The sequence below is a fragment of the Gordonia rhizosphera NBRC 16068 genome, assembly GCF_000298195.1.
Classification (GTDB): domain Bacteria; phylum Actinomycetota; class Actinomycetes; order Mycobacteriales; family Mycobacteriaceae; genus Gordonia; species Gordonia rhizosphera.
In genome coordinates this window covers 22,578-49,313 of sequence record NZ_BAHC01000078.1, presented here as the reverse complement: position 1 = coordinate 49,313, position 26,736 = coordinate 22,578, and the positions used below count along the sequence as shown (strand labels likewise).

The 26,736-nt window shown below is 67.5% G+C and carries 29 protein-coding genes; 17 read left to right on the top strand and 12 right to left on the bottom strand.

All coding sequences use genetic code 11. The features are described from left to right. Positions 1-37: 37 nt before the first annotated feature. The 11 genes from GORHZ_RS09500 to GORHZ_RS09440 all read right to left on the bottom strand — a co-directional run bounded on the left by GORHZ_RS09500 (position 38) and on the right by GORHZ_RS09440 (position 14,423). A complete protein-coding gene (locus GORHZ_RS09500) occupies positions 38-772 on the bottom strand; it encodes a DsbA family protein (protein WP_040531045.1) in 735 nt (244 codons plus the stop codon). A 240-nt stretch (positions 773-1,012) separates the two neighbouring features. Further along, on the bottom strand, positions 1,013-1,996 hold the full coding sequence (locus GORHZ_RS09495; RefSeq protein WP_006332445.1) for a TIGR00341 family protein: 984 nt from the start codon (positions 1,994-1,996) through the stop codon (positions 1,013-1,015). A 94-nt stretch (positions 1,997-2,090) separates the two neighbouring features. Beyond that, positions 2,091-2,843 (bottom strand): aspartate/glutamate racemase family protein, encoded by a 753-nt coding sequence (locus GORHZ_RS09490; protein WP_006332444.1) that lies wholly within the window; start codon positions 2,841-2,843, stop codon positions 2,091-2,093. Between the two features lie 6 nt (positions 2,844-2,849). Next, positions 2,850-4,418, bottom strand: a complete 1,569-nt coding sequence (locus GORHZ_RS09485) for an NCS1 family nucleobase:cation symporter-1 (RefSeq protein WP_006332443.1) — start codon at positions 4,416-4,418, stop codon at positions 2,850-2,852. 131 nt (positions 4,419-4,549) lie between these two features. Beyond that, on the bottom strand, positions 4,550-5,245 hold the full coding sequence (locus GORHZ_RS09480; protein ID WP_006332442.1) for a GntR family transcriptional regulator: 696 nt from the start codon (positions 5,243-5,245) through the stop codon (positions 4,550-4,552). Between the two features lie 11 nt (positions 5,246-5,256). After that, positions 5,257-7,218, bottom strand: coding sequence for a S9 family peptidase (locus tag GORHZ_RS09475; protein WP_051998819.1), 1,962 nt, complete (start codon positions 7,216-7,218; stop codon positions 5,257-5,259). Between the two features lie 14 nt (positions 7,219-7,232). Then, a complete protein-coding gene (locus GORHZ_RS09470; protein WP_006332436.1) occupies positions 7,233-9,032 on the bottom strand; it encodes an N-acetylglutaminylglutamine amidotransferase in 1,800 nt (599 codons plus the stop codon). 1,011 nt (positions 9,033-10,043) lie between these two features. Beyond that, positions 10,044-10,541, bottom strand: a complete 498-nt coding sequence (locus GORHZ_RS09460; protein WP_006332431.1) for a hotdog fold domain-containing protein — start codon at positions 10,539-10,541, stop codon at positions 10,044-10,046. 349 nt (positions 10,542-10,890) lie between these two features. Continuing rightward, positions 10,891-11,640, bottom strand: coding sequence for a succinate dehydrogenase/fumarate reductase iron-sulfur subunit (locus GORHZ_RS09450; protein ID WP_006332429.1), 750 nt, complete (start codon positions 11,638-11,640; stop codon positions 10,891-10,893). A 13-nt stretch (positions 11,641-11,653) separates the two neighbouring features. After that, positions 11,654-13,624, bottom strand: coding sequence for a fumarate reductase/succinate dehydrogenase flavoprotein subunit (locus tag GORHZ_RS09445; RefSeq protein ID WP_006332427.1), 1,971 nt, complete (start codon positions 13,622-13,624; stop codon positions 11,654-11,656). Position 13,625: 1 nt separating this feature from the next. Further along, complete coding sequence (locus tag GORHZ_RS09440; protein ID WP_006332425.1) at positions 13,626-14,423, bottom strand: succinate dehydrogenase cytochrome b subunit; 798 nt, start codon at positions 14,421-14,423, stop codon at positions 13,626-13,628. 489 nt (positions 14,424-14,912) lie between these two features. On the opposite strand from GORHZ_RS09440, the gene rpsJ reads away from it, so the two are divergent. The 17 genes from rpsJ to GORHZ_RS09355 all read left to right on the top strand — a co-directional run bounded on the left by rpsJ (position 14,913) and on the right by GORHZ_RS09355 (position 26,208). After that, on the top strand, positions 14,913-15,218 hold the full coding sequence (gene rpsJ, locus GORHZ_RS09435) for a 30S ribosomal protein S10 (RefSeq protein ID WP_003938093.1): 306 nt from the start codon (positions 14,913-14,915) through the stop codon (positions 15,216-15,218). 19 nt (positions 15,219-15,237) lie between these two features. Then, on the top strand, positions 15,238-15,915 hold the full coding sequence (gene rplC, locus GORHZ_RS09430; protein ID WP_006332384.1) for a 50S ribosomal protein L3: 678 nt from the start codon (positions 15,238-15,240) through the stop codon (positions 15,913-15,915). An 11-nt stretch (positions 15,916-15,926) separates the two neighbouring features. Continuing rightward, positions 15,927-16,586, top strand: coding sequence for a 50S ribosomal protein L4 (gene rplD, locus GORHZ_RS09425; RefSeq protein WP_040531011.1), 660 nt, complete (start codon positions 15,927-15,929; stop codon positions 16,584-16,586). Between the two features lie 2 nt (positions 16,587-16,588). Next, entirely contained in the window at positions 16,589-16,894 is a 306-nt protein-coding gene (gene rplW / locus GORHZ_RS09420; protein ID WP_006332380.1) for a 50S ribosomal protein L23, read from the top strand. 33 nt (positions 16,895-16,927) lie between these two features. Beyond that, on the top strand, positions 16,928-17,764 hold the full coding sequence (gene rplB / locus GORHZ_RS09415; RefSeq protein WP_006332378.1) for a 50S ribosomal protein L2: 837 nt from the start codon (positions 16,928-16,930) through the stop codon (positions 17,762-17,764). 20 nt (positions 17,765-17,784) lie between these two features. Continuing rightward, positions 17,785-18,066: a 30S ribosomal protein S19 gene (rpsS, locus tag GORHZ_RS09410; protein WP_006332376.1), complete on the top strand. Its 282-nt coding sequence runs from the start codon at positions 17,785-17,787 to the stop codon at positions 18,064-18,066. Continuing rightward, a complete protein-coding gene (rplV, locus tag GORHZ_RS09405) occupies positions 18,066-18,473 on the top strand; it encodes a 50S ribosomal protein L22 (protein ID WP_006332374.1) in 408 nt (135 codons plus the stop codon). The genes rpsS and rplV overlap by 1 nt, the downstream gene beginning before the upstream one ends. 2 nt (positions 18,474-18,475) lie before the next feature. Beyond that, on the top strand, positions 18,476-19,282 hold the full coding sequence (gene rpsC / locus GORHZ_RS09400; RefSeq protein WP_006332373.1) for a 30S ribosomal protein S3: 807 nt from the start codon (positions 18,476-18,478) through the stop codon (positions 19,280-19,282). Between the two features lie 3 nt (positions 19,283-19,285). Next, positions 19,286-19,702 carry a 50S ribosomal protein L16 gene (gene rplP / locus GORHZ_RS09395; RefSeq protein WP_004020548.1) on the top strand — a complete coding sequence of 139 codons (417 nt, stop codon included), beginning with the start codon at positions 19,286-19,288 and terminating at the stop codon, positions 19,700-19,702. Further along, positions 19,702-19,935, top strand: coding sequence for a 50S ribosomal protein L29 (gene rpmC, locus GORHZ_RS09390; protein ID WP_006332369.1), 234 nt, complete (start codon positions 19,702-19,704; stop codon positions 19,933-19,935). Before rplP ends, rpmC begins: the two co-directional genes overlap by 1 nt. After that, positions 19,932-20,222 (top strand): 30S ribosomal protein S17, encoded by a 291-nt coding sequence (gene rpsQ, locus GORHZ_RS09385; protein WP_006332367.1) that lies wholly within the window; start codon positions 19,932-19,934, stop codon positions 20,220-20,222. Before rpmC ends, rpsQ begins: the two co-directional genes overlap by 4 nt. Positions 20,223-20,376: 154 nt before the next feature. Continuing rightward, on the top strand, positions 20,377-21,687 hold the full coding sequence (locus GORHZ_RS09380) for a cation:proton antiporter (protein ID WP_006332365.1): 1,311 nt from the start codon (positions 20,377-20,379) through the stop codon (positions 21,685-21,687). Continuing rightward, the gene (locus GORHZ_RS09375) at positions 21,675-23,123 is read left to right on the top strand and encodes an alpha-amylase family protein (RefSeq protein WP_085948695.1); all 1,449 of its coding nucleotides are present in this window, start codon (positions 21,675-21,677) and stop codon (positions 23,121-23,123) included. Before GORHZ_RS09380 ends, GORHZ_RS09375 begins: the two co-directional genes overlap by 13 nt. Beyond that, positions 23,120-24,286 carry a sensor histidine kinase gene (locus GORHZ_RS09370; RefSeq protein WP_006332357.1) on the top strand — a complete coding sequence of 389 codons (1,167 nt, stop codon included), beginning with the start codon at positions 23,120-23,122 and terminating at the stop codon, positions 24,284-24,286. The genes GORHZ_RS09375 and GORHZ_RS09370 overlap by 4 nt, the downstream gene beginning before the upstream one ends. Further along, positions 24,283-25,353: a DUF8320 family protein gene (locus tag GORHZ_RS09365; protein ID WP_006332356.1), complete on the top strand. Its 1,071-nt coding sequence runs from the start codon at positions 24,283-24,285 to the stop codon at positions 25,351-25,353. Before GORHZ_RS09370 ends, GORHZ_RS09365 begins: the two co-directional genes overlap by 4 nt. Positions 25,354-25,483: 130 nt before the next feature. Beyond that, entirely contained in the window at positions 25,484-25,717 is a 234-nt protein-coding gene (locus tag GORHZ_RS09360) for an MbtH family protein (protein WP_006332355.1), read from the top strand. A gap of 143 nt (positions 25,718-25,860) precedes the next feature. Next, on the top strand, positions 25,861-26,208 hold the full coding sequence (locus GORHZ_RS09355; protein ID WP_006332354.1) for a hypothetical protein: 348 nt from the start codon (positions 25,861-25,863) through the stop codon (positions 26,206-26,208). Positions 26,209-26,232: 24 nt separating this feature from the next. On the opposite strand, the gene GORHZ_RS09350 is transcribed toward GORHZ_RS09355, so the two are convergent. Continuing rightward, on the bottom strand, positions 26,233-26,730 hold the full coding sequence (locus GORHZ_RS09350; protein ID WP_006332353.1) for a phosphoribosyltransferase: 498 nt from the start codon (positions 26,728-26,730) through the stop codon (positions 26,233-26,235). Between the last annotated feature and the right edge of the window lie 6 nt (positions 26,731-26,736).

Sequence of the window (26,736 nt, the reverse complement as noted above, 5' to 3'; positions counted from 1 at the left end):
GGTGATGCCTCGTGATCGGTGTGCGGTCGAGAGACGGCTACTTCGTTGCCGCCTGGTTGACGGCCTGTAGCAGCGCGTCGGGGGTGGACAGCTGGTACTGCTCGCCGTTGATGAGGATGGTCGGTGTGGAGTTGACGCCGGAACCGAGGACGGTCTGGGTGGTGTTGGCGACGTAGTCACGGAACTGGCCGTCGGCGATGCACTGGCCCACGTTCTCGGCGCCCGCCTGCTTGGCGATGCTGTTCAGCTGGTCGTCGGTCAGACCCGAACCGCCCTCGGCGGGCTGCTGCGCGTAGAGGGCGTCGTGGAACTTCAGCCAGGTGCTGAAGTCACCGTCGCCGGCGGTGGCCTCGGCGACGCAGGCCGACGCGTTCGCTGCGCGCGAGGAGTACTCGGTCGTCGACATGTTGTCGAGGAAGGCGATGGGCTTGTAGTCGACGGCGACGTCGGGGTTGGCCCGCAGCTGTTCGATGGTCCCGGCGAACTGCGCCTCGAACGCCCGGCATGCCGGGCACTGGAAGTCCTCGACGATGGTGACCGTCACCGGCGGTGTCGTCCCTGCGGGGGCGGCGGTGACCCGGAAGGCGCCGTCGGTCGCGACCGTGAGCTCGTTCGACGACCCGGTGGACGACTCGTTGGAGACCACGACCCAGATACCGATACCGACCGCCAGGGCGACCAGGACCACGGCGGCGCCGATCTTGGTCCAGAGTGAGCGGCGCTTCTCCGCTGCACGTGGGTCAACGATCGGTTTGCGGCGGTTGTCAGGCACGGATTCCTCACTGTTCGTCCACTGGCTGGGCTGCCCGGCGTGGCGCATGGCGATAGGTGCCGGTGGGCGGCCACCACGAGCAGCACCCAGCGTACTGTGCTCGCGCGACCTCCCGGCCGGTGGTCGGGGTGCGCGCGGTCGATAAGGGTCTTTTGTCGGGTGGATCCGAGCCCTTCGGCCGACCGTCGGAGCACGTCAGGCGCGGCCGTCATCGGAGAGCTGTGAGGTCGGGCACGGCCGTCAGTTCGGCGTGATCAAACCGCCGTAGGTGTGGATGATCTGCACATCCGGGTTACCGGGTACCAGGTCGTCGACGGTCTTCTGCAAGTCGTCGGTCGGCGGGAGTTGCTGTGGTGCCAGGACGGAGATGTTGACCGTGTTGCCGGTGTACTTGACGTTGGTCACCTCGGCATTCGTCTCACCGGCATCGCTGAGCCACTGTTGGGTGGCCTCGGAGATCTGCTGGGCCCACAGCGAGGACAGCGAGTTGCCGACCATGGGCACCATCACGACGAACAGCGCGACCGCGAGGATGATGTAGGTGCTCCGACGCCGGGGGGCACGGGCCTCGGCCGCTTCGTCGGATTGGGTGTAGCGCGCGATCGCGAGCACGATCACGGCGGTGATGACCATCGCGATGACGTTCGACGCGAAGAGGATGAACGCGCCCAGCGCCAGCGACGGTGCATCCGAGCCCAGACAGACGCCGACCACCCCGAGCGGGGGGACCAGGGAGATCGCGATCGCGACGCCCGGCAGGATATCCCCCACATCGCGCCGGCACACCGCGATCGCACCCGCGAAGCCGGTGGCGACCGCAGCGAGCAGGTCCATCAGCGTCGGCGATGTCCGCCCGGTGACCTGGGGGTTGGTCAGGATGCTCGTCGTGTTCGGCAGGATCGCGGCCACCACCCAGCCGAGAAAGACCACGACCACGAGTCCGGCAACGACCAGGGCGACACTGCGCCATATCAGGGATACGCGCCCGGTGACGATGCCAAGTCCGATGCCGAGGATGGGGGTGGACAGCGGAGCGATGATCATCGCGCCGATCACCGTGGCGGTGCTGTTGGAGATGATGCCGGAGACGGCGATGACGCCCGACAGGACCAGCATGATCCAGAACCCCGAGCGCTTGGCGCGCCCGTCACCGATCGTGAGATCCAGGCGGTCGGTGAGCTCATCGAGGGTTCGGCGCTGGCTGGTCGGAATGAGCACGCTCATGTTTCCACCTTTCGAGTGGATCTCACCCTAGCGCTCTTGCCCTGTGGCCGACGCGAAGACGCGGCCTCCTGCGCCGACTCGTTGCGGGCGATTCTCAGCCGAGGCCGAAATTGGTTGGCAGCCCGGTGTACAGCTTGGTGCGCGGTGTGGCGAACTCGCCCGAAGCAGTGCCGGTACGCAGCCCCATCGCGGCCATCCCGGCCAGCAGTCCGACACCGGCGGCCACACCGTCGATGACGGGGGCGCCGATGGCGTGGCCGACCTCTGCCGTCAGGTCGGCCATGCCGGCGCACCCGAGGACGATCGCGTCGGACCCGTCGGTGCGCAAGGCCTCCCGACACGCGTCGGTGAGAATCGAGCCGGTCAGCGGGTTGGTCTCGAGGTCCAGGACCGGGATCTCGGTGGCGTGGATTCCGCGGCACTGGCGCGAGAACCCGTAGTGGCCCACCAGATCCGCGGCTCGGCCGATCGTCCGTGACAGGGTGGTGACCACCGAGAACCCCCGACCGAGCATTGACGCGACGTGGAAGGCGGCTTCGGCGATGCCGATGACCGGTGCGGTCGCGACCTCGCGGGCGGCGTCGAGCCCCGGATCGCCGAAGCACGCGATGAGGTAGCCGTCGGCGGGGTCGGTGCGTTCCATCTCGGTGATCACCGAGAGCAGGCCCGGTGCGGCGAGCGCCTCGTCGTAGTGGCTCTCGATCGACTCCGGCCCCATCGGGTTGGTGACCGCGACGATCTCGGTCCTGGGCGGTGCCACCGCCCGCGCCGCGGCGGCGATGAGCTCGGTCATCGCCGCCGCAGTGTTGGGATTGATGACGCAGATGCGCGTCGTCTCGACAGTCACAACGTCCTACAGAGCCGACGGTTCCAGCTTGCCGTCCTTGGCGGTCGGCAGCACGGCCGGCACCTCGCCGGTCTCGTAGATGAAGCTGGTCGGCGCGAACCGCATGCCCAGCCAGTAGACGACGGCGCCGGCCCCGGCACCCATGAACCAGGTGAAGCTGGCCTGATAGGCGGTGCCCCAGATGACGAAGCTGATCGGCAGGATCGACGCCACGATCACCGAGATCACCGCGACCGGGTTCCAGCCGTTCCGGTAGGAGTACGACTTGCCCGGGTCCATGCTGAACAGGTCGTCGACCTCGATCTTCTGCTTCTTGATGACGTAGAAGTCGATGATGAGGATGCCGAACAGCGGGCCGATCACCGCGCCGAGCGTGTCCATCGTGTAATGGATCGCGGTGGGGTTGTTGAACAGGTTCCACGGGGTGATGAGCACCGATCCGACCGCGGCGATCATGCCGCCGGTCCGCCACGAGATCTTCGTCGGCGCGACGTTCGAGAAGTCGAAGGCGGGGGAGACGAAATTCGCCACGATGTTGATGCCGATGGTCGCGATCGCGAACGTGAGCACACCGAGGACCGCCGCGGTGGTGTTGTCGATGCGGTCGACGATGTGGACCGGATCGGTGATGATGTTGCCGTCGTCGTCGGTGCCGATCACGGTCGCACCGGCGGACACCGTGCACACCACGAGCAGCGAGAAGAACAGGAAGTTGACGGGCAGACCCCAGAAGTTGCCCTTCTTGACCTCCGCGAACGACTTTCCGTAGCGGGAGAAGTCACCGAAGTTGAGCATCGGGCCGGAGAAGTAGGAGACCACCAGGGCGAACGCGCTGATCATCTGCGTGATCGAGGACCATCCGGACAGTCCCGGCCCGGTCGACAGGTCGAGGCTGACATTGCTCCAGCCCGCCTTGACGATCAGGTAGGCGGCGAGCGCGACCATGACGACGTAGACCGCGGGTCCGCAGAAGTCGATGAACTTGCGGATGGTGTCCATACCGTTCCAGAACACGAACGCCTGCAGCACCCACATCAGGATGAAGCCGGCCCACCCCAGCACGCTCAGGCCGAGGAATCCGTGCTGATCGACATCGGCCCACGGTTCGAGGCCCGGCCAGAACTTCAGTGCGAGCAGCCCGAAAGCGACAGAGGCCAAATAGGTTTGGATGCCGTACCAGACGACCGCGATACCGCCGCGGATGATCGCGGGGATATTCGCGCCCTTGACGCCGAACGACACCCGGGTCGTGACCGGATACGGCACACCGGCCAGCTGGGAGGGCTTGGCGACCAGGTTGCACAGGATGTTGACGGCGACGATGCCGACCACCAGGGCGACCAGGACCTGCCAGGCAGCGATCCCGAGGGCGAAGAGGCTACCCGCGAAGACATATCCGCCGACGCTGTGGATGTCCGACATCCAGAACGCGAAGATGTTGTACCACGTCCACTTCTGTTCCTTCAGCGGCGCGAGGTCGGAATTGGTCAGGCGCTGGTGATACCCCAGCTTGATGACGCTCTCGCCGGCCGCACTCTCGTGTGCGGTCACGACGTCGGCAGATGGTGCAGACATGGGCTCTCCCGGTTCAGGTGGGTCAGCGACCCTCGGGGCGGAACGCTGATGTGATCACGCTAAGAACGGTTTGTTACCCAAGAATTAACCGAGAGATATATTCCTGGCCGGGAGAAATCCGTGCCGGTGCGTCAGTCGTCGTGCCGGACGCCGAGTTCGGCGGCATTCTCGATGATCGCACTCTCGAGTCGCCGGTGGTGGACCTGGGCGACCGTGAGGACCGAGTCGACGTCGCGTGCGGCAAATCCCTCGAGGAGCGCGGCGTGGTCGTCGTTGAGGGCTTCCTGGGTGTCGATACCGGTGGCGCGCATCACCTGAAATGGTTCGGTGAGATTCCAGGTGTTCTCGAACATGTTGAGCAGTCGGGGCATTCCGCACGGTGTCGTGAGTTCCCGATGGAACTCACGGGAGATGTCGTGAAAGGCCTTCCGGTCGTGATACTTCACCGCGGTAACCAAGTCGTGGTGGCGCTCGCGGGCCCTGTTGAGCCCGTCGTCGTCGATCCGTTCGACGGCCCTCGCCAGTGCCGCCTGCTCGAGAGTCCCACGGACGAAATAGATCTCGCGTAGTTCGTCGGTCGACAGCTGACTGACCCGATAGCCCGCGTTGCGTTGGTGGACCACCAGTCCTTCGCCGACCAGGGTCTTGAGGGCCTCGCGGACGGGGATCGCGCTCACACCGAAGGCGTTCGCGACCTCGGCGGGCGGAATCTGGATACCCGGCGGTGCACCGCCGGAGAGGATCAGACGTCGCAGCTCCTCGAGCACGTTGGCGCGGTCGTTGTCCGATCGGGTCTCGACGAGCTGCGCGATGAGCTGGTCGGCCATCCGGGGGCTCATCACGCCATCGCCTGAGGAGGTATCGCCGACTTGCTCGGGTGGGAGAGGACCCAGCCCGCCACGGCCTCGGTGAGCCGCTGCTGGTTGTGCCGCTTGACGATCTCATGTCCTTCGTCGCTGAACAGCAGCAACTCCGCGACCGCCCCGCGGGCCCGCAGTTCGTCGACCATCTGCTGCGACTCACTCACCGGCACGTTGGTGTCGTGCGCGCCGTGGATCACCAGCAGCGGCGCGCGGACGTCGGCGATCCGGTGGATCGGGGACAGGTCGGCAAGCAGTTCACGATCGGAGTCGGGGTGTCCGTACTTGGTGTGGGCGGCCACCGCGATCCACGGCTCGGTGTTGCGGAAGAAGGACTCGAGATCGCTCATCCCGCAGATCGCGATCCCGGCGGTGAAGAGTTCGGGGTGGAAGGTGAGGCAGGCCAGGGTGAGGTATCCGCCGTAGGACCGTCCCGAGCAGTACAGCGAGTCCCGGTCGGCGACGCCTTGCGCACACAGATATTCGGCGCAATCGGCGGCGTCGTCGATCCCGGCATAGCGGCCGTAGCGGTCGTCGGCGTGGGAGAACAGGCGACCGTATCCCGACGACCCGCGCACGTTGGGTGCGAAGACGGTGATCCCGGCGTCGACGAGCGGACCGAACAGGAAATGGTAATCGGGTCTGGTCTGCGCCTCGGGGCCGCCGTGGAAGTAGAGCAGCGTGGGACCGGGGCCCTCACGGCGGGCACGAAACAGCAGCCCCGACAGGGGCATTCCGTCGCGGGCGGAGAACTCCACGGTCTCGGAGACGAGGAATCGCGACGGTCCCTCGCCGGCGACGACGTCGTCGCGCACCGCGGTGACCTCGCCGGTGCTGGTCCGGATCAGGTGCACGAGCGGTGAATGCTGAGGACTCGACACGGTCACCGCCACCAGGGTCCCGGCCGCGCTGATCGACAGCTCCGACGCCACGTCCCCGGGCAGGTCGATCGGGTCGTGCAGGGTCTGGTCGGGGAGGGTGAGGATCTGTAACTCGCTGCGGCCGGACACATTCCACAGCAGAGCGACGGTCGACTGGTCATCGCTGACCGCGAACTCGTCGAGGCTGCAGTCGCCGCGCTGGGCGAGCACCCGGAATCGGACACCCGTGCGGGAGACCTCGACGCCCAGCAGACGCGGGAACTTGGCGTCGAAATCGCTGGCGACGATCGCCTGCACGCTGTCGAGGTCACGTTCGGCATCCTGCGGTGGCCCGACGAAGATGTAGGAGTGGTGTTCGAAACCCTGATCGAGGATGTAGCCCTGGTCGGTCACCGAGCCCGGATCGTTGGGCAAGAGCGGGGTCATCTCCACCGCGTCGGCGCCGTCGGTGTCGATCCGACGGCGCAGCAACAGCATGTCCCGATAGCCGCGCGGCCCGACGCGAACGAGGGTGGCGCCCTTCCAGGAGTCGATGAGTGCCCCGCCGACGCGGACGTCGAGGGTCATCGTCGTCCCGGTGCTGGGGTGTACGCGCAGCGAGTGGGCCGTGCCGTCGATGTCGATGGCGGTGATGAGCACCCAGTCGGTGTCCCAGCCGACCAGGGTCACGGTGCCGAACGTGCGCCCGTCGGGGCGGGTCGCGGCGATCCAGTGTGCGGTGTCGTCGTCGGGGTCGGTGGTGACGACCCACACCTGGTGATGCTCGCCGCCGCTGGGGGCGATCTCCACCGCCAGCCACTTGCCGTCCTTGGAATGGATCACCCTCCGGACCGGTCCGGTGGACCGCAGCCGAACCCAGCGCAACTCGCCGACGCCGTCGACCGACAGCGAACGTTGCGCGGCGCGCGGATACCCCGTGCCGTCGTCGACGATGTAGGCGAACGCACTGCCGTCCGGCGACACCGATGCACCGTGGGTATGCCAGCCACGATCGTCGAAGTTGATCGTGGGCGTCGTCGACAGCGGCCCCGGTTCGTCTGCTCCGGGGCCGCCGACGATGGTCTTCGACACGCTCACCGGGTGGTGAGCGCTTCCATACTCTGTAGCCACATCTCCAGCATCGCAACCTGCCACAACTCGTTCACCTCGAGGGAGGTGCGGTAGCCGTTCGGGTCGGCGAACAGCCTCTCGAGCGCCTCGGGCCGGTAGAGTCCGCGATCGACCGCCGCGGACGAACGCAGCGTGTCGGTCACGAGGTCGAGGACACCGCCCTCGAGATGCCGGATGCCGGGCACCGGGAAGTACCCCTTGGTCCGGTCGATCACGGCGGCCGGCAACAAGGCCCGGCTCGCCTCCTTGAGCACACCCTTCCCACCGTGGGCGATCTTCAGATCCGGGGGACAGGTCGCCGCCAGCTCCACGAACTCGTGGTCGAGGAATGGCACCCGGGCCTCCAGACCCCAGGCCATCGTCATGGTGTCAACGCGTTTGACCGGATCGTCGACGAGCATGATCGTCGTGTCGAGGCGCAGCGCTGCGTCGACCGCGGTGCGCGCACCCGGCGCCGACTGATGGGCCAGGGCGAACTCCCAGCTCGGGTCGTAGTCGTCGTCGAGTTGATAGGGCGGCGCGAGCAGCGCACCGATCTCGTCGTGACTACGGTCGAAGAACACGCTCGCGTAGGCCTTGGTGGTGTCCTCGCGCGGCGTGTGCTGCAGCGGCGGATACCAGTGGTAGCCGCCGAGGATCTCGTCGGCCCCCTGGCCGGACTGCACCACCTTGATCGACTTGCTGACCTCCTGCGAGAGCAGATAGAAGGCGACACAGTCGTGGGAGACCATCGGCTCGCCCATGGCCGCGATGGTGTCGGGGACCGCGGGCAGCAACCGGTCGGTGCCGATGTGGATCTTGTGGTGATCGGTGCCGAACGTGTCCGCGATGAGATCGGAGTAGGCGTATTCGTCGCCGGATTGACCACCGGCGGAATCGAATCCGATGCTGAAGGTCGCGAGGTCGGTCTGCCCCTGTTCGGCGAGGAGGGCGACGACGAGCGAGGAGTCGACGCCGCCGGACAGCAGCACCCCGACCGGGACGTCGGAGACCATACGGCGGCGGACCGAGGTACGCAACGAGTCGATGATCTCGTGCTGCCAGCGCTTCTCGTCCCAGTCCAGCCGATCCGGATGGGGTGCGAATGTCGGCGCCCAGTAGCGCCTTTCGGTGCTCTTGCCGTCCGGGGTGATGATCCGGACCGTCGCCGGCGGGAGCTTGCGAATGCCGTTGTAGATGGTGTGCGGCGCGGGCACCACCGAATGGAAGCTGAAGTAGTGATGCAGCGCGACACGGTCCAGCGAGGTATCGACGTCGCCGCCGCGCAGCAGCGCCTGCAGCGACGATGCGAAACGCAGACGACCGGGGGTCTCGGCGAGATAGAGCGGTTTGATGCCGAGGCGATCGCGGGCCATGGTGACCGTGCCCGTGTCGGTGTCGACGACGGCGAAGGCGAACATGCCGATGAGATGGTCGACGCATTCGGAACCCCACGCGTGGAATGCCTTGAGGATCACCTCGCTGTCGGCGTGGGAGAAGAACCGGTAACCGCGGTCCTCGAGTTCGGCCCGCAGTTCCTCGTGGTTGTAGATACACCCGTTGAACACCAGCGCGAGGCCGAGTTCGGGGTCCACCATCGGCTGGCTGCCCCGCTCGGACAGATCGATGATCTTCAGGCGGCGATGCCCCAGCGCGACCGCACCCTTGGCGAAGATACCCGAACCGTCGGGACCGCGGCGGGTCATCGCGCACGTCATCTCGTTGACCACGCTGACATCCGGAGTCCCTCCGTCGAAACGGATTTCCCCGCAGATTCCGCACATGACCTAACCTCCGATTCCCTGGGACGACATGTCCACCTCTTCACCGCCGCGCGACGGGTCGTCGATCACGTCGGCGTCGGTCGAGTCACGCGGATGCCCCGGCACCCGGTGATCGATGCTGTGCCGGATGAGTGCCGGACGGGTCGGGCGGGCACCTGTCGGGTTCCGGCGGGGCGGATGAGGGTATCCACCGTGCCGGCTTCGGCGCACTCGAGCCCGGGCGTCATTTCCTCAGCGTAGTGTCGCGCGTCGGACGTGTCCTGTCGGAAAGGCGGCCCGGCGAGTCGTGGCCATCTCTGGAAAATGGCGACCTCGCGCAACCCCGCCCTTACGATGAAGCGGACCCGCTCGAGAGGACACATGATGCGCAGAGCGCTTCTCATCCTGGCCGGACTCGCAGCCGCACTGGCGGTCGCCGCGCCGCCGGTGTGGGGCGACACGGCGCTTCCTGACACGCGCGACAAACTTCGGGTGCGTCGGCGACTGGTGCATCGTCGGTGTCACCGGAAACGGTCACTTCTGCATCCAGCATCAGCACGGCCCACCGCCGACCCGATGTTTCGACCTCCCGCCGGTGCTCATCCCGAACCCCGTCGACCCGTCATTGCCGCCGTTGATCGAAGTGCCCGGAGGGCATCCGCAGCAACCGGACAACACGCGTCCTGAGGTCACACCACCGAATCAACTGCCGGACAACTCACGTCCCGAGGTCACGCCACCGAATCAGCTACCGGACAACTCGCGCCCGATCGTGCCGCCGCGTCCGCCGCGTCCGCAGCCGCCCGGTGGTGGCGACAACGGGTCGTCGTGTCTCGACATTCTCGAGTGTCTCTGCGGGTGTCTGTCATGAACCCGGCACGGCGACGATAGCTATGGGGCATCGCCCCCGCGGTGCCCCATCCACGTCGTCTGCGGCGTACTCGATGACCAGTCGGTGATCGATGCAGCGTCGCGCGTGTCCTGTCGGAAAAGCCGACCCGCGAGCGTAGTGGACGGCGTGCGCCGGCGGTATCAGTGTCGCCGGGTGACCCAGGTGGTTATGTCGCAGCGCACGACCGCGGTCCCGTGGGAGTCGAGGATTTCGACGGCGACGACGACGTCGGTGCCGTCGGTGATCGCGTCGACGTCGAGGGGCCCGGACAGTTCGGCGACAGCGGTCAGTCGGGTCGTCGCCGGGGCCAGGTATCGGGTGTGCATCGCCTTGGGAATCCACCGGTGTGTCGTCGGTGTGGATGCCTCCATCGCCATCCCCATCGCGGCCTCCGCAAGGTTGCACGCCGCGATTGCGTGGAACGTGCCGAGGTGATTGTGGACGCCGAACCACTTCGGCGCGGTGACGCGGCAGTATCCGGGGCGCATCTCCCGGACGATCGGCAACACGGTGCCGAAGTAGGGGACCCGCGCCACCATGCCCGCCGAGAACACGACCTGCCCGAAGAGGTTGTCGGGCAGGCGGCGCCACAGTGAATAGGTGCGGCTGGACTGTCCGAGGTCGCTCACCTCGTTCACCTCGTTCACCTTACTGCCCGGTAAGGATCGGCCGCGGGCAAATCCGTCCCGTCGATCGTGCGCACCCCATCGTCCATCCTGCGCACGGGTGCGTCCATCGTGCGTACCGGTGCGTCGAGCGTGCGCACCGTCGAGTTGAGCGTGCACACCGATTCGTCGAATGTGCATGCCAGCACACGCTCGACGGGATTCTGGGGCACGATCGACCGGGCGGGGTCTTGGGATCGACGCTGCGGCGCGCACGGTCGACGATGGGGTGGGCACGATCGACGGGGTGGGGAGCTGGGGTGGAGCGAGCCGCACGAGGCGGGGCGAGGCGGGGGCCGGCGTGGGGCCCGGGCGACGGAGGTCAGTCGGGTTTGCGGCGGAAGCGGGCGCGCAGGGCTTCGCGATTCACCGCGGCGACGGCGTCGAGGGGTATGCCGGCCGGACAGACCTCGGTGCACTCGCCGTAGGTGGAGCACGGGCCGAAGTCGTGTTCCATCTGGCCGGTGATCGCGCGCGCTCGCCGGCCGCGTTCCTGTCGGCCGTAGGTCAGTTCCGCCAGGTGCACGAGCTTCGCGCCGGCGAACAGATGGGCGGCGCCGTTGGGGCAGGCGGCGACGCACGCGCCGCAGCCGATACATGCCGCGAAGTCCAGGGCCGTCTCGCTGCTGTCGTGGGGCACCAGTGTGCCGTCGGCGTCGGTCGCCTGACCGGCGTCCATGCCGACGTGGCCGCCGGCCTCGATGACCCGATCGAGCGCCGAGCGGTCCACGACCAGGTCACGCACGACGGGAAAGGCGTTGGCGCGCAGTGGTTCGAGTCGAAGGAGGGCGGCGTCGGGGAAGTGCCGGAGGTGCTGTCGGCACGACGGCGTGTTCGGGACCGGTCCGTGGGGTCGGCCGTTCACCATGATCCCGCAGGCGCCGCAGACGCCCTCCCGACAGTCCGAGTCGAAGGCAACGGGTTCCTCATCCTGTTCGACAAGGTGGTCGTTGAGGCGGTCGAGCACTTCGAGCAGCGACATCTCCGGTGTCGCGTCGTCGACGGTGTAGGTCTCGAATCTCCCCGCGGCGTCGTGGTCGGACTGTCGCCAGGCCTCGATGGTGATCCTCATGTCTGCCGACCCCTCACCGGTAGTTGCGTGTCTGCAGCGGAACCGCACTGAACGACAACGGCTCCCGATGCCGGATTCGGTATCCGTCGGCGGTGGTCTCCCAGGCCGAGACGAAGCACCAGCGGTCGTCGTCGCGCAGGGCCTCCCCGTCGGGTGTCTGATGGTCGACCCGGAAGTGTGCCCCGCACGACTCGTCGCGGTCGAGGGCGTCGACGCACAGCAGCTCGGCGAGTTCGAGGAAGTCGGCCACCCGGCCGGCCCGCTCGAGTTCCTGGTTGAACGACGCCGCGGAGCCGGTCACCCGCAGGTCGGACCAGAATTCCTGCGACAACTCGCGGATCTCGCCGATCGCTGCGGTCAGCGACTCGACGCTGCGCGACACCCCGCTTCCCCGGTACAGGATCTCGCCGAGCCGGCGATGGAAGCGTTCGGGACCCTGCGTCCCGCCGATCGACGTCAGGTGCGTGATGCGCTCACGTACGGCCGCGGCCGTCTCCGCGACGGCCGGATGGTCCTGTGCGAGCGGGGCCTCACCGAGGCGCGTCGACAGATAGTCGGGGATCGAGTACGGCAGGGTGAACCAGCCGTCGACACATGCCGACAGCAGCGAGTTGGCGCCGAGCCGGTTCGCCCCGTGATAGCCCCAGCCGACTTCCCCGCCGACGAACAGGCCGGGTATCGAGGTCATCTGGTCATAATTCGACCAGAGACCGCCCATGGTGAAGTGGGCCGCCGGCGCGATCCGCATGGGGACCTCGTACGGGTCCTCGCCCGTCGCGTCGTGATACATCGAGAAGAGGTTGCCGTAGCGCTCGGCGATGGTGGGCTTGCCGAGACGGCCGAGGGCATCGGCGAAGTCGAGGTAGACGCTGTTGCGCAGCGGCCCCACGCCGTGACCGGCCTCGATCCGCTCGCGGGCGGCGCGAGACGCGACGTCGCGCGGGGTGAGGTTCCCGTAGGCGGGGTAGCGGCGCTCCAGGTAGTAGTCGCGCTCCGGTTCGGGGATCTCGTTCGGGGCGCGGTCGTCACCGGGTTGCACCGGTACCCAGATCCGCCCGTCGTTGCGCAGCGACTCGCTCATCAGGGTGGTCTTCGACTGCCACTCCGCGCTTACCGGTAGCGCCGTCGGGTGGAACTGGATGAACGACGGCGACGCCAGCAACGCACCCCGACGGTGCGCTCGCCACGATGCGGTGGCATTGCAGTTGCGGGCCAGCGTCGACTGGAAGAACACGGTGCCATAGCCCCCGGTCGCCAGGACGACCGCGTGGGCGGTCTGCGCGGAGATCTGTCCGGTCACCAGATCGCGGACGACGACGCCCTGGGCACGACCGTCGGCGACGATCAGGTCGAGCATCTCGTGACGGGTGTGCAGCGTGACGGTGCCCGCAGCGACCTGCCGCAGGAGTGCCTGCGAGGCGGCCACCTGAAGCTGCTGACCGGTTTGCCCCCGCGTGTAGTAGGTGCGCGAGACCTGGACGCCCCCGAAGCTGCGCGTGGCCAACGCGCCGCCGTATTCGCGTGCGAACGGGGCGCCGATGGCGTTGAGGTGATCGATCACGCGGATCGACTCCTCGGCCAGCCGGAACGCGTCCGCCTCGCGGGCCCGGAAGTCGCCGCCCTTCACCGTGTCCACCACGAACCGCCTGATCGAGTCGTTGTCGACCTTCCGCGCGCGGGCGGCGTTGATGCCGCCCTGCGCCGCAACGCTGTGAGCGCGGCGAGGGGCGTCGTGGAATGTGAAGGAGTGGACGTCGTAGCCGAGTTCGCCGAGGGCTGCGGCGCAGCCCGCGCCCGCGAGGCCGGTGCCCACGACGATGACGCTGAACTTGTGTCGGTTGAGCGGACCGACCAGACGATACCCGTCGCGTCGACGCCGCCATGCGGTTGCCGGGTCGCCGTCGGGCACGCCGGAATCGAGGTCGGCGCCGATGCCGCGAAGGGAGTCGAGGTCGGGTGACGCCGGTGGCGTGGAGTGCGTCATGTCAGCTCACCAATCCCGTCAGCACGGCCGCGGGGATGGTGATATTGCCGATCATCACCACGGCCGCGAGCCCCACGGCGAGGGCCGCACCGGCCTGCCGGACCCGTTGCCCGGTGATGCCGAGGTCGTTCACGACGCTCCACAGACCGTGCACGAGATGCAGTCCGAGCAGGACCATCGTGACCACGTAGAACACCGCCACCGGCCAACGCTCGAAACTCTCGACGAGGTTGTGGTAAGCGTGCGAGGTGTCCGGGGTGGTGCCGATGAACTGATCGCTGGCAACCGGCTCGGCGCCGACGGTGAGGTCGAGGATGTGGAACACGATGAACGCCAGCAGGACCAGCCCGGTGTAGGGCATCAGCATCGCCGGCCAGCGTCGCCACCGGAGACCGCGTCGTCGGAAGCGCCCCTTGGCCCGGTATGCGCGGGCGATCAGGAGCGCCGATGCGCCGACGTGGGCGACGAGGCAGGCCAGTAGAACCAGGCGGAAGATCCACAACGCACCCTCGTACGGCAGGAGCGGCTCGGCGAGGGTCCGCAGCCAGTGCGCATAGGCGTCGAAGTGCTCGGCGCCGGTGTAGACCTTGAGATTGCCGATCATGTGGACCAGCACGAACAGGGCGAAAACCGTGCCGGTGAGCGCCATCGTCACCTTCAGGGTGACGTCGGTCAGGTGTCGTCGGGGAACCGGCGACAGGACGGCCGCCGCACGCGGTGTCGGGGTCGGAGCGTCGGGATCGTCGAGCACCGTGCTGTCCCGCGGCGGGTCGGCGTGCGGCGGAATGACCGTGCTCATACCCAGGCCTTCCAGTCGGCTCGGGGCTGGCGAGCCGGGTCTCGGGTCCCAGGTGAGAGATTAGAGTGCGCGGTCGACAGGCGCTGGGTGAAACGCCCGACGACGAGCCGCTCGAGCGCTGCTCGGGCCGGATTTGAATCCCTACCACGAAGTAGTGCATACTTGTCGGGTTGCCCTGACCGGCGGACGCGCTTCTGTGCGGCCCCGGTGGGGTGAATGACTCCCAGGCCCCGGATTCCGGGCCAGGGCGTGTAACGCATGCGCCGGATCAGGTTCATGGCCACGACACGCCCGACCGCGGGTGCCGGAGCACAACCGGTTCGTCCTCGTGACGAGCCAACGTACAACGATAGATGAACAGCGTCGATCCCCGAATCTCACGCGGGTGGTCATGTGTCCAGCGGCGATTTGCGCCGGCGTGCCCTTCGGGGCCTGCATTGGCCACGCGGTGTTTGTCTGTCGAGAACAACTGACGGAAGAGGACACAGCGTGGCGGGACAGAAGATCCGCATCAGGCTCAAGGCCTATGACCACGAGGCGATCGACGCTTCGGCGCGCAAGATCGTGGAAACCGTGACCCGTACCGGGGCACGGGTGGTCGGCCCGGTGCCGTTGCCCACCGAGAAGAACGTCTATTGCGTCATCCGTTCGCCGCATAAGTACAAGGACAGCCGCGAACACTTCGAGATGCGCACCCACAAACGACTCATCGACATCCTCGACCCGACGCCGAAGACGGTCGACGCGCTGATGCGCATCGACCTGCCGGCGAGCGTCGACGTCAACATCCAGTAGGCGGGGGGCGAGAGAAATCATGAGCAATCAGAGCGCGAGCAGTAATCAAAGTGCCACAAGGGGAATTCTGGGCACCAAGCTCGGCATGACCCAGGTCTTCGACGAAAACAACCGTGTCGTCCCGGTGACGGTCATCCAGGCCGGACCGAACGTCATCACCCAGCTCCGGACCGCCGAGCGCGACGGCTACACCGCCGTGCAGCTGGCCTACGGCGCGATCGACCCGCGCAAGGTCACCAAGCCGGTCGCCGGGCAGTACGCCAAGGCCGGGGTCACCCCGCGCCGCCACCTCACCGAGATCCGCGTCGCGGACGTCTCCGAGTTCGAGGTCGGCCAGGAGCTGACCGCGGAGATCTTTGCCGACGGTGCGAAGGTCGACGTGACCGGCACCTCCAAGGGCAAGGGCTTCGCCGGCGTCATGAAGCGCCACGGCTTCGCCGGTCTGGGCGCCAGCCACGGCGCGCACCGCGTGCACCGCGCACCCGGCTCGATCGGTGGCTGCGCCACCCCGGGCCGCGTGTTCAAGGGCATGCGGATGGCCGGTCGTATGGGTAACGACACCGTGACCACACAGAACCTGACCGTGCACAAGGTGGATGCCGAAGCCGGTCTGCTGTTGATCAAGGGCGCGATCCCCGGCCGCAAGGGCGGCATCGTGGTGATCCGCGACGCAGTGAAGGGTGGTGCACAGGCATGAGCACCGAAGCAGTGAACACTGAGAGCACGACAAAGCTGACGCTGGACGTCAAGGCCGCCGATGGCAGCACCGACGGCACCGTTGACCTGCCCGCCGAGCTGTTCGACGCGCCGGCCAACATCGCGCTGATGCACCAGGTGGTCGTGGCCCAGCAGGCCGCCGGCCGCCAGGGCACCCACGCGACCAAGACCCGCGGTGCCGTGAGCGGTGGCGGCGCGAAGCCGTACCGCCAGAAGGGCACCGGCCGGGCCCGCCAGGGTTCGACCCGCGCTCCGCAGTTCGCCGGTGGTGGCACCGTGCACGGTCCGCAGCCGCGTGACTACAGCCAGCGCACCCCGAAGAAGATGAAGGCCGCCGCCCTGCGTGGTGCCCTCTCGGACCGCGCGCGCAACGAGCGCATCCACGTGATCACCGAACTGGTGGCCGGGCAGACCCCGTCGACCAAGTCGGCACGGGTGTTCCTCGAGAGCCTCAGCGACCGCCGCAAGTTCCTGGTGGTGCTTGGCCGCGAGGACGAGACCGCGTGGAAGAGCGTCGCCAACCTGGGCAACGTGCTGCCGATCGCTCCGGATCAGCTCAACACCTACGACGTGCTCGACTCGGACGATGTGGTGTTCAGCGTCGAGACGCTCAACGCGTTCATCGCAGCGAATACGAAAGAGGAGGCGTGAGAATGGCTACGCAGGCTGACCCGCGTGACATCATCCTGGCGCCGGTGATCTCGGAGAAGTCCTACGGACTGATCGAGGACAACGTGTACACCTTCCTGGTGGCGCCGGACTCGAACAAGACCCAGATCAAGATCGCGGTCGAGAAGATCTTCGACGTCACGGTGACCAGCGTCAACACCGCCAATCGGCAGGGTAAGCGCAAGCGCACCCGCTTCGGCTACGGCAAGCGCAAGGACACCAAGCGCGCGATCGTGACGCTGTCCGCTGACAGCAAGCCCATCGAGATCTTCGGGGGCCCGGTCGGCTGACCGGAGCTTCGAGAGTAGAGGGACTTTCAACTCATGGCTATTCGTAAGTACAAGCCGACGACCCCCGGCCGTCGCGGTTCCAGTGGCTCGGATTTCGCCGAGGTCACCCGCGACCACCCGGAGAAGTCGCTGGTCCGTCCGCTGCACGGGCGTGGCGGCCGTAACGCACACGGCCGCATCACCACCCGGCACAAGGGCGGCGGCCACAAGCGTGCCTACCGGCTGATCGACTTCCGTCGCAACGACAAGGACGGCGTCAACGCCAAGGTCGCACACATCGAGTACGACCCGAACCGCACCGCGCGGATCGCGTTGCTGCACTACGTCGACGGTGAGAAGCGCTACATCATCGCGCCCAAGGGACTGAACCAGGGCGATGTGGTGGAGAGCGGCGCGACCGCCGACATCAAGCCGGGCAACAACCTGCCGCTGCGCAACATCCCGACCGGTACCCAGGTGCACGCCGTCGAGCTGCGTCCGGGTGGCGGTGCCAAGATGGCCCGCAGCGCGGGTGCCTCGATCCAGCTGCTGGGCAAGGAGGGCGCCTACGCGACCCTGCGTATGCCCTCGGGTGAGATCCGTCGCGTCGATGTGCGCTGCCGCGCCACCGTCGGCGAGGTCGGCAACGCCGAGCAGTCGAACATCAACTGGGGCAAGGCCGGCCGTATGCGCTGGAAGGGCAAGCGCCCGACCGTCCGCGGTGTCGTGATGAACCCGGTCGACCACCCGCACGGTGGTGGCGAGGGCAAGACCTCGGGTGGTCGCCACCCGGTCAGCCCGTGGGGTCAGCCGGAAGGCCGCACCCGCAAGAACAAGGCAAGCGACAAACTGATCGTTCGTCGCCGTCGCACCGGTAAGAACAAGCGATAAGAACAGGAGGAGGTAAGAGAATGCCACGTAGCCTCAAGAAGGGCCCGTTCGTCGACGACCATCTCCTGAAGAAGGTGGACGTGCAGAACGAGAAGGGCACAAAGCAGGTCATCAAGACCTGGTCGCGCCGTTCGACCATCATCCCCGATTTCATCGGTCACACCTTTGCCGTCCATGACGGACGCAAGCACGTGCCGGTGTTCGTCTCGGACAACATGGTCGGGCACAAGCTGGGCGAGTTCGCCCCCACCCGCACCTTCAAGGGTCACATCAAGGATGACCGGAAAGCGAAGCGCCGGTAATGACTACGCAGACCGATAATCCCACAGCCAAGGCGACCGCGAAGTTCGTTCGCGTCACGCCGATGAAGGCGCGTCGTGTGATCGACCTGATCCGCGGCAAGAACGTCGACGAGGCCCTCGACATCCTGCGGTTCGCGCCGCAGTCGGCTTCCGAGCCGGTGTACAAGGTGCTCGCCAGCGCGGTCGCGAACGCGGAGAACAACCTCGGTCTGGATCGCCGGACCCTGGTCGTCGCCACCGCCTTCGCCGACGAAGGCCCCACGCTCAAGCGGTTCCAGCCGCGTGCGCAGGGTCGTGCGTTCCGCATCCGCAAGCGCACCAGCCACATCACCGTCGTCGTCGAGAGCCTTCCGGAGAAGGCGACCTCGGGTCGCGGTCGCTCGCGTCAGCAGAAGAAGGGAGCCTAGTAGTGGGCCAGAAAATCAACCCGCACGGCTTCCGTCTGGGCATCACCACCGGGTGGAACTCGCGGTGGTACGCCGACAAGCAGTACGCGGAGTACGTGAAGGAAGACGTCGCGATCCGCAAGCTCCTGTCGCAGGGGCTCGAGCGGGCCGGCATCTCCAAGGTGGAGATCGAGCGCACCCGTGACCGGGTTCGCGTCGACATCCACACCGCCCGCCCGGGCATCGTCATCGGCCGCCGCGGCGCCGAGGCCGACCGGATCCGTGGCGACCTGGAGAAGCTCACCGGCAAGCAGGTCCAGCTGAACATCCTCGAGGTCAAGAACCCCGAGTCCGATGCGCAGCTCGTGGCCCAGGGTGTCGCCGAGCAGCTGAGCAACCGTGTGGCGTTCCGTCGCGCGATGCGCAAGGCGATCCAGTCGGCGATGCGTCAGCCGAACGTGAAGGGCATCCGGGTCCAGTGCTCGGGTCGCCTGGGCGGCGCCGAGATGAGCCGCAGCGAGTTCTACCGCGAGGGTCGCGTGCCGCTGCACACGCTGCGCGCCGACATCGACTACGGACTCTACGAAGCCAAGACCACCTTCGGCCGCATCGGCGTGAAGGTGTGGGTCTACAAGGGTGACATCGTCGGTGGACGTCGTGAGCTGTCCGCAGCCGCGCCGGCCGCCGAGGATCGTCGTCCGCGCCGTCCCAGCCGGCCCCGACGCAGCGGTGCCTCCGGTACCACTGCGACGAGCACCGATGCCGCTCGCGCGGCCGACGCTCCGGTCGAGGCCGCTGCTGGTGCGGGTGCAGAGAAGCAGGAGGGCTAGGCCATGTTGATCCCCCGTCGGGTCAAGCACCGCAAGCAGCACCACCCGAGCCTCAAGGGACAGGCCAAGGGCGGCACCAAGGTGACGTTCGGTGACTACGGTATCCAGGCTCTGGAAGGTGCCTACATCACCAACCGTCAGATCGAGTCCGCTCGTATCGCGATCAACCGGCACATCAAGCGTGGCGGCAAGGTCTGGATCAACATCTTCCCGGACCGTCCGCTGACCAAGAAGCCGGCCGAAACCCGCATGGGTTCCGGTAAGGGTTCGCCCGAGTGGTGGGTCGCGCCGGTCAAGCCGGGTCGCGTGCTGTTCGAGATGACCTACCCCAATGAGGAGATTGCTCGCGAGGCCCTGCGTCGCGCGCAGCACAAGCTCCCGATCAAGACCAGGATCGTGACCAGAGAGGAGCAGTTCTGATGGGACTGGGAGTTGCTGCAGCAGAGCTGCGCGAACTCAACGACGCCGATCTGGTCGATCGCCTGAAGGAATCGAAGGAAGAGCTGTTCAACCTTCGGTTCCAGATGGCCACCGGCCAGCTCGACAACAATCGTCGGCTGCGGACCGTGCGTCGCGAGATCGCGCGGATCTACACCGTCATGCGTGAGCGTGAGCTGGGCCTCGCGGCCGGGCCGGAGGGTGATGACGCATGAGTGAGGACCAAAAGGTGACCGAAACCCAAGCTGAGGTGCGCAACAGCCGCAAGGAGCGGATCGGCTACGTCGTCAGCGACAAGATGCAGAAGACCATCGTGGTCGAGCTGGAAGACCGCAAGAGCCACCCGCTCTACGGCAAGATCATCCGGACCACGAGCAAGGTCAAGGCCCACGACGAGAACGGCGATGCCGGCGTCGGTGACCGCGTGCGGATCATGGAGACCCGCCCGTTGTCGGCGACCAAGCACTGGCGCCTCGTCGAGGTGCTGGAGAAGGCCAAGTAAGGCGTTCTCCACCAGATTCTGCGAAGCGGCCCGCTTCCCGAAAGGGGAGCGGGCCGCTTCGCGTTTTCTCGGCAGGTGGCGCGTTCGCACCCGCGCCACACCGTCGACTGCTGCATAATCCGAGCATGTCCCGGGGACACTCGGCGGATCCGCGATGAGCGCCGCAGCGATTGCCGTCGTGTCTCTGCTCGTTCTCGTGTGGGCGGTCCTGTCCGGTGTGCTCGCGCGCCACGACGTGACCGGCCCGCTGCTGTTCGTCGTGTGCGGGTATCTGCTCGCCAATCCCGACTGGGGTGTGCTGACCGTCGACGTGGACGCCTCTGCCGTGCATCTGCTCGCGGAACTGACCCTCGGCCTGGTGTTGTTCACCGACGCGTCGCGTGTGGACGTCGGCCGGCTTCGTCGCGCGGTGCTGCTCCCGTCAAGGCTGCTGGTGGTCGGGCTGCCGCTCACCATCCTCTTGGGGACTGTCGGAGCCGAGGTCATCTTCGGCGACTTCGGATGGGAACTCGCGCTGTTCGTCGGCGCCGCACTCGCACCGACCGACGCAGCGTTGAGCGTGCAGGTGATCAACGACAAACGCATTCCTCGACGGCTTCGGTTGTCGCTGAACGTCGAGAGCGGGCTCAACGACGGAATCGCCACTCCCGTCGTCACCCTGGCCATCGCGGTCGCTGCGACCGCACTCGGTGTAGGCCACCCCGAAGCCATCACGGTGCGCGAGGCCGCCGTTGAACTCGGCCTCGGCGTGGCCATCGGCGCCGTGGCCGGCGGCCTCGCCGCCTGGGCGATCAATGCATCTGCGATACGGAGCCTGTCCTCGGGGAAGTCCCGTGAGATCGCCACCCTGGCCACGGCGGGCGGTGTGTTCGCGCTGGCCATCGCCATCGAGGGCAACGGCTTCATCGCGGCCTTCGTCGCAGGGATGACCTTCGGTCACGTCATCGACCGCGAGCGCGTCGAGACCGCCGACGACGACGGCGCGCCGACCGTTCTGGAGGTGTTGCCGGAACTCGTCGGGGAACTCCTCGCGCTGGTCGTGTGGTTCATCTTCGGCGCGATCCTGATACCGCTCGCGCTTCGCGTCGTCGAGACCGGTGATCTGCTGGTCATGTGTGGCTACGCCCTGTTGAGTCTGACGGTCTTCCGGATGGTTCCGGTTGCGCTTTCGCTGATCGGCAGCGGGCTTCCGGGCCGGGATGTGTTGATCCTCGGGTGGTTCGGACCTCGCGGCCTGGCGACGGTGGTGTTCGCGATGCTCGGGATCGAGCAACTCGGGTCCGATCCGACCGCCCAGGTCGCCTTGGCGGCGATCGGCGTGACCGTGCTGGCCAGCGTGATCCTGCACGGTGTCACCGCGGGACCGGTCGCGCGTCGCTACCCGGCCGATCACGCCGCGAGACACCCCATCGACAATTCCGGAGTGCGGATGCGTTCGCGTGGTGTCCATCTATGGCGACACTGAGCCGGACGCCGCCGCGGCTGACGTCGTCGCCACTCATCTACGAGATCAACACGTGGCCATGGCTGGAGATGCTGACTCGTGGATACGGCCCGCGGATCACCTTGGCAAACGTGCCCGACGACGAATGGGACAGCATCGCGAAGGCGGGATTCCACGCCGTCTGGCTCATGGGCGTGTGGCGGCGCAGCCCCGCCGCGATCGCGATCTCGCGCGCCGATCCGGCGCTGATGGACTCGTTCGCCTCGGTGCTCACGGACCTCGACGACGACGACGTGGTCGGGTCGGCGTATGCGGTCGGCGACTACATCGTCGACGATCATCTCGGTGGGGAGTCCGGACTGGCGGCGGCGCGCGCCGCGCTGGCAGCCCGCGGCATCGCACTGATCCTCGACTTCGTGCCCAACCACGTCGCCCCCGATCATCGGTGGGTCGCCGAACATCCGGCGTGGTTCGTCACCGGCGAACCCGCTGATCTGCGCGAGCAGCCCGAATCCTTCGTCGAGGTCGGCGGCCGGGTGATCGCCTGCGGGCGCGACCCGTACTTCCCGGCGTGGCGCGATGTCGTCCAGCTCAATGCCTTCCACCCGGGACTGCGGGACGCGTTGACCGGCACGCTGCGGCGGATCGCGACTCGCTGCGACGGTGTGCGCTGCGACATGGCGATGTTGGTGATGAACGACATCTTTGCCCAGACGTGGGGGGACCGGGCCGGACCTGTGCCCGACGACGACTTCTGGCCGGACCTCATCGACGCGGTCCGCGCCGACCATCCGCAATTCTGTTTCCTCGCCGAGGCCTACTGGGGAACCGGGCCCACACTGGCTGCGCAGGGATTCGACCACTGCTACGACAAGTACTTCTACGACACCTTGCGCGACGACCCGGACGACATCAAGTCGGTGCTGTCCGCGATCCCGGCGTCGGACACATCGCGGTTGCGGTTCACCGAGAATCACGACGAACCACGCGCACCGGTCGCGTTCGCGGGCCGCGACCGGCAGGCCGCGGTCATCACACTGACCCTGCCCGGCGCGCGGCTGGTCCACCAGGGGCAACTCGAGGGCCGCCGTCTCCGGGTTCCGGTGCACCTGGGCAGGTTTCCCGACGAGGCCGCCGACCCCGACCGGGAGGCGTTCTACCGCCGGCTGCTCGACCTGCTGGCCGATGACGCGTTTTCCTCGGGTGCGTGGGGGATCTGCCCGACCAGCCCCGCCACCGACACGGTCATCGCCTGGTCACGGGGAACCGCGCCCCGATGGGTCGTGGTGGTCAATCTCGCCGACCGGCCCGTGTCGACGAACGTGAAACTCACCGACCCTGCCTCCGCCGACCCTGCCTCCGCCGACCCTGCCGCCACCGATTCGGCGACGAGCCGGCACGTCCGGCTCGCGGCGTGGGGCTGGCAGATCATCCGGGTCGGTGAGGAGGCCGCGTGAACCGGACCGATGACTCCGATCTGGCCAGGCTGGAGCGGATCGGCAGCCGCTTCGTCGGCCTGGGCACTCTCGCGTTCGCACTGGTGATGCTGCCCGTCGCGACCAGCACGTCGGGGCTCACCGAGCCGTGGTGGACGCCGACGAGTGTCGTGCTCGTGGTGGGTCCGGCCGCGGCTCTTGTGGCCGTGACGTTCCGGTCCGAACCCGGTCGGCTCGTTCCGCTCGTGTATGCGGGGGCGCTGGGGTACCTCATCGCGACGTTGCTGTGGTTCGTGGCCTGGCGCGGCGTCCCCGACGACACGGCGCGGTACACGGTGTGGCTGGTGCAGTTCCCGTCGCTGGCGAGTATCGCGCTGGTGTTGGTGTCGCGGACCCGGTGGGCGGTGGTGAACCTGGTGGTGGCGACGCTGCTCGCGCACGCGGCCAACCAGGTCGGCCTCTACGGTGAGGTGCATTCGGTGCCCCTGCTCAGCGCCCCGCTGACGATGGCGCTCAGCGGGGTGTTCATCGCGGTGGCGTACGCGACGACCCGCACCGTACGGTCCCTCGACGATCGGCGCGCCGCGACGCTGCGCGCGGCCGCGTCGAGTGCAGCGGACATGGCGCAGGAATCCGAACGGGCACGATTCGCGGGGATGATCCACGACAACGTGATCGCGACATTGCTCGCGGTGGAGGAAGGGCGTCCCGATCCACGCCTCGTCCGCGCGGCCGCCTCGGCGCTCGACGAGCTCGACCGTGGCGAGGATCCGGACGCCTCGGCGGTAGCGGTCGCCGTGGTCGCCGAGCGGATCCGGGCCGCCGCAGCTGCGGTGGGCGGCCGGGTGCGCGTCGACCTGTGGGTGCCCGACCGCGAGATCTTCTACCCGGCCGAGGCGGTCGCCGCGATCATCGGGTCGACGGCCGAGGCGCTGCGCAACTGGAGCCGGCACGCGGGCGCCGGCGCGGGCTGTGTGGTCACCGGCGAGTTCACCGACGACACGGTCCGCGTCACGATCGCCGACGACGGGGCGGGCTTCGACCCGGACTCGGTCGGGGACGAGCGCTACGGGATCGCGGTCGGGATCCACGGGCGGATGGATGTGCTCGCGGGCGGGTCCGCGGAGGTCCACAGTCAACCCGGTCGCGGAACCCGGGTCACCGTCGGTTGGCGGCGACCATGACCGAGTCGGCCGCGACGCGCGTCGCACCCGACGATGTCCCCGATCTGTTCGGTCTGGGCTCGGCGACCCTGCGCTGGGCGCTGGTGGCGTTCGCCGTCGTGTACGTCGCGGTGTCCGTCGGTGCCGGATGGCAGATCCGCTCACCCTGGAGGTGGGCGGGCCTGCTGTGCGGGTTCGTGCTGTTCACTCTGGCCATCGGCCTGGTGGTGCGTACGGGTGGTTCGCGTGCGTCGACGGGTGCGGCGGTCGTGGCCACCGCTGCGTCGGTGGGTGGGATCGCCGTTTCGTTGTGGAGCCTTCCGGTGGCCACCTACCAGACGGTGCAGTCCTCGTCGCCGGTCTCGGCGATGACCATCGCGATGGCGATGCTCGCGCTGCACCGCCGCACGCTGATCGCCTGGTCGGGTGTCGTGTGCTGCTCCGCGGTGGCGATGGCGTGGGGTGAATCGATCGGGTTCGGGCTCGGCACCGGCGCGCAGACGACGTTCTTCTGCTACCCGGTGATGATCATGGCGACGCTGTTCGTGCTGGTGGCTCTGCCGTTGGAGGACCGCATCCGGATGCTGCGCGAGCGCGCGATCGCGCAGGCCTCCACCGAGGCCGCGACCGCCGCAGGAGCCGCCGAACGTAATCGTCAACTCCGCCGCCTCGACCGCCGTGCGCGCCCGATCCTGCAGCAGATCGTCGAGCGCCACGAGTTCACGTCCGCGGAGGTCGCCAACGCACGCCTGACCGAGGCGCAGCTGCGTGACGGAATCCGGGCGCAGGCGTGGGAGTCCGAGGCGGTGCGCGAGGCCGTCTGGCGGGCCCGACGCCGCGGGGTGTCGGTGCTCCTGCTCGACGACGGGGCGGCCGGCCCGGCCACCGACTCAGTGGTGGGTCGACGACTGCGCGATGCGCTCGTCGATGAACTCGACGCCGTCGACGGCGGTCAGCTGACCGCGCGGGTGCTCCCGCCGGGCCGGGCGCTGCTGGCGTCCATCGTCGTCAACGAAGACCCGAGGTTCCGCCGGGTCGAGTTCGGCCTCGATGGAGTCGTGGCGGTGCACACCGGCAGTCTCGATTAGTGGGTCGACAAGCCGACGATCAGCCGGGCGTTGCCGGCGCACGCGGTGGCCGCAACCTGCGGCGACCTCGGTCGGTGCGACCCCGTAGCATCGTGTGGAGCATTTCGACACGAGAGGAAAGACGGCGCCGATGACCAATCCGTTCGACGACGAGAACGGGCGTTTTTACGTCCTGGTGAACGACGAGAACCAGCACTCGTTGTGGCCGACCTTCGCCGACATCCCGGCGGGCTGGACCACCGTCTTCGGTGAGGACAGCCGGGCGGCCTGTCTGGAATACGTCGAGAAGAACTGGACGGACCTGCGACCGAAGAGCCTCATCGAGGCCATGGAGGCCGACGCGGCCGAGCCAGAGGCCCAATGACACGTACCGGCCAGTTTGGTTCACGCGAATCTGCCGTGCCCCGATGACAATTGCCTTCCGAACTGTCATCATTTCTACACAGAGGGAACACCCAGAACCATCAGGTCTGGTCGCGGGTTGCTCGAGCGAAGGTAGGTCCAGACATGGTCGGTGCCAATGGTCCGTGGGAGATCACACGACTGCGCGCGACGCGCGATGCGATCGCGCACCGCGCCGAGATCACGCCGACACTGACGGCGGTGCGCTGCAGCGGTGACTCCGCCACCTACCGGGATCTCGCGGGCGCACTCGTCCGCTACGACACGGTGGCCGAGCACAACGGACTCGGAATCGGGTCGACGGTCACCGCGGCGATCATGCACTGCCTGCCGCGGATCGGCTCGCTCGACGAGCCGTCGGACGTCGCCGGCACCGTCTGTGAGGTCATCGAGTGGCTCGCCCGCGACATCGACGAAGGCCACGGCCGCCCGCAGCTGCGGGCCATCAGCTGATCCGCGCATCCGGGTCAACCGCACTCACACGCGGCGATCGACCACAGGTCCCTCGGCGGACCAGGGAAAATTGATCCACTTGTCGGTGGTCCGCCAGCAATAGTCCGGCCGCGTGATCGTGTGCGGCTTCTGATACAGCACCGCGTTGCGCACCTCGGCGACCCGGCCCTGCTGTTCGCAGTAATCGTTGACCAGTTTCAACGTCTTGCCGGAATCGGCGACATCATCGACCACCAGCACACGCTGGTCGGTCAGCCCGCTGCTCTCGAGCAGCGATGGCAGCAGGACCGGCTCGGTCAGCGTCTCGCCGATGCCGGTGTAGAACTCGACATTCAGCGATATCAGCAGCTTGCAATCCAACGCGTATGCCATCGCGCCCGCGGGGATGAGCCCGCCCCGGGCGATGCCCAGAATGATGTCGGGCACGAATCCGTCGTCGGCGACCATCTGCGCGAGCGTACGGCAGGCGGTTCCGTTGAGTTCCCAGGTGAGGATCTCCCGGTCCGATGCAGGGCTGTCCATGGGGGC

What these genes read in the sequence shown, in the direction of transcription:
- GORHZ_RS09495 (WP_006332445.1), bottom strand. Translation starts at nt 1,996, where the DNA reads ATGAGCGTGCTCATTCCGACCAGCCAGCGCCGAACCCTCGATGAGCTC.
- GORHZ_RS09485 (WP_006332443.1), bottom strand. Translation starts at nt 4,418, where the DNA reads ATGTCTGCACCATCTGCCGACGTCGTGACCGCACACGAGAGTGCGGCC.
- GORHZ_RS09480 (WP_006332442.1), bottom strand. Translation starts at nt 5,245, where the DNA reads ATGGCCGACCAGCTCATCGCGCAGCTCGTCGAGACCCGATCGGACAAC.
- GORHZ_RS09470 (WP_006332436.1), bottom strand. Translation starts at nt 9,032, where the DNA reads ATGTGCGGAATCTGCGGGGAAATCCGTTTCGACGGAGGGACTCCGGAT.
- GORHZ_RS09450 (WP_006332429.1), bottom strand. Translation starts at nt 11,640, where the DNA reads ATGAGGATCACCATCGAGGCCTGGCGACAGTCCGACCACGACGCCGCG.
- GORHZ_RS09445 (WP_006332427.1), bottom strand. Translation starts at nt 13,624, where the DNA reads ATGACGCACTCCACGCCACCGGCGTCACCCGACCTCGACTCCCTTCGC.
- GORHZ_RS09440 (WP_006332425.1), bottom strand. Translation starts at nt 14,423, where the DNA reads ATGAGCACGGTCATTCCGCCGCACGCCGACCCGCCGCGGGACAGCACG.
- rplC (WP_006332384.1), top strand. Translation starts at nt 15,238, where the DNA reads ATGAGCAATCAGAGCGCGAGCAGTAATCAAAGTGCCACAAGGGGAATT.
- rplW (WP_006332380.1), top strand. Translation starts at nt 16,589, where the DNA reads ATGGCTACGCAGGCTGACCCGCGTGACATCATCCTGGCGCCGGTGATC.
- rplB (WP_006332378.1), top strand. Translation starts at nt 16,928, where the DNA reads ATGGCTATTCGTAAGTACAAGCCGACGACCCCCGGCCGTCGCGGTTCC.
- rpsS (WP_006332376.1), top strand. Translation starts at nt 17,785, where the DNA reads ATGCCACGTAGCCTCAAGAAGGGCCCGTTCGTCGACGACCATCTCCTG.
- rplV (WP_006332374.1), top strand. Translation starts at nt 18,066, where the DNA reads ATGACTACGCAGACCGATAATCCCACAGCCAAGGCGACCGCGAAGTTC.
- rplP (WP_004020548.1), top strand. Translation starts at nt 19,286, where the DNA reads ATGTTGATCCCCCGTCGGGTCAAGCACCGCAAGCAGCACCACCCGAGC.
- rpmC (WP_006332369.1), top strand. Translation starts at nt 19,702, where the DNA reads ATGGGACTGGGAGTTGCTGCAGCAGAGCTGCGCGAACTCAACGACGCC.
- rpsQ (WP_006332367.1), top strand. Translation starts at nt 19,932, where the DNA reads ATGAGTGAGGACCAAAAGGTGACCGAAACCCAAGCTGAGGTGCGCAAC.
- GORHZ_RS09380 (WP_006332365.1), top strand. Translation starts at nt 20,377, where the DNA reads ATGAGCGCCGCAGCGATTGCCGTCGTGTCTCTGCTCGTTCTCGTGTGG.
- GORHZ_RS09375 (WP_085948695.1), top strand. Translation starts at nt 21,675, where the DNA reads ATGGCGACACTGAGCCGGACGCCGCCGCGGCTGACGTCGTCGCCACTC.
- GORHZ_RS09365 (WP_006332356.1), top strand. Translation starts at nt 24,283, where the DNA reads ATGACCGAGTCGGCCGCGACGCGCGTCGCACCCGACGATGTCCCCGAT.
- GORHZ_RS09360 (WP_006332355.1), top strand. Translation starts at nt 25,484, where the DNA reads ATGACCAATCCGTTCGACGACGAGAACGGGCGTTTTTACGTCCTGGTG.
- GORHZ_RS09355 (WP_006332354.1), top strand. Translation starts at nt 25,861, where the DNA reads ATGGTCGGTGCCAATGGTCCGTGGGAGATCACACGACTGCGCGCGACG.
- GORHZ_RS09350 (WP_006332353.1), bottom strand. Translation starts at nt 26,730, where the DNA reads ATGGACAGCCCTGCATCGGACCGGGAGATCCTCACCTGGGAACTCAAC.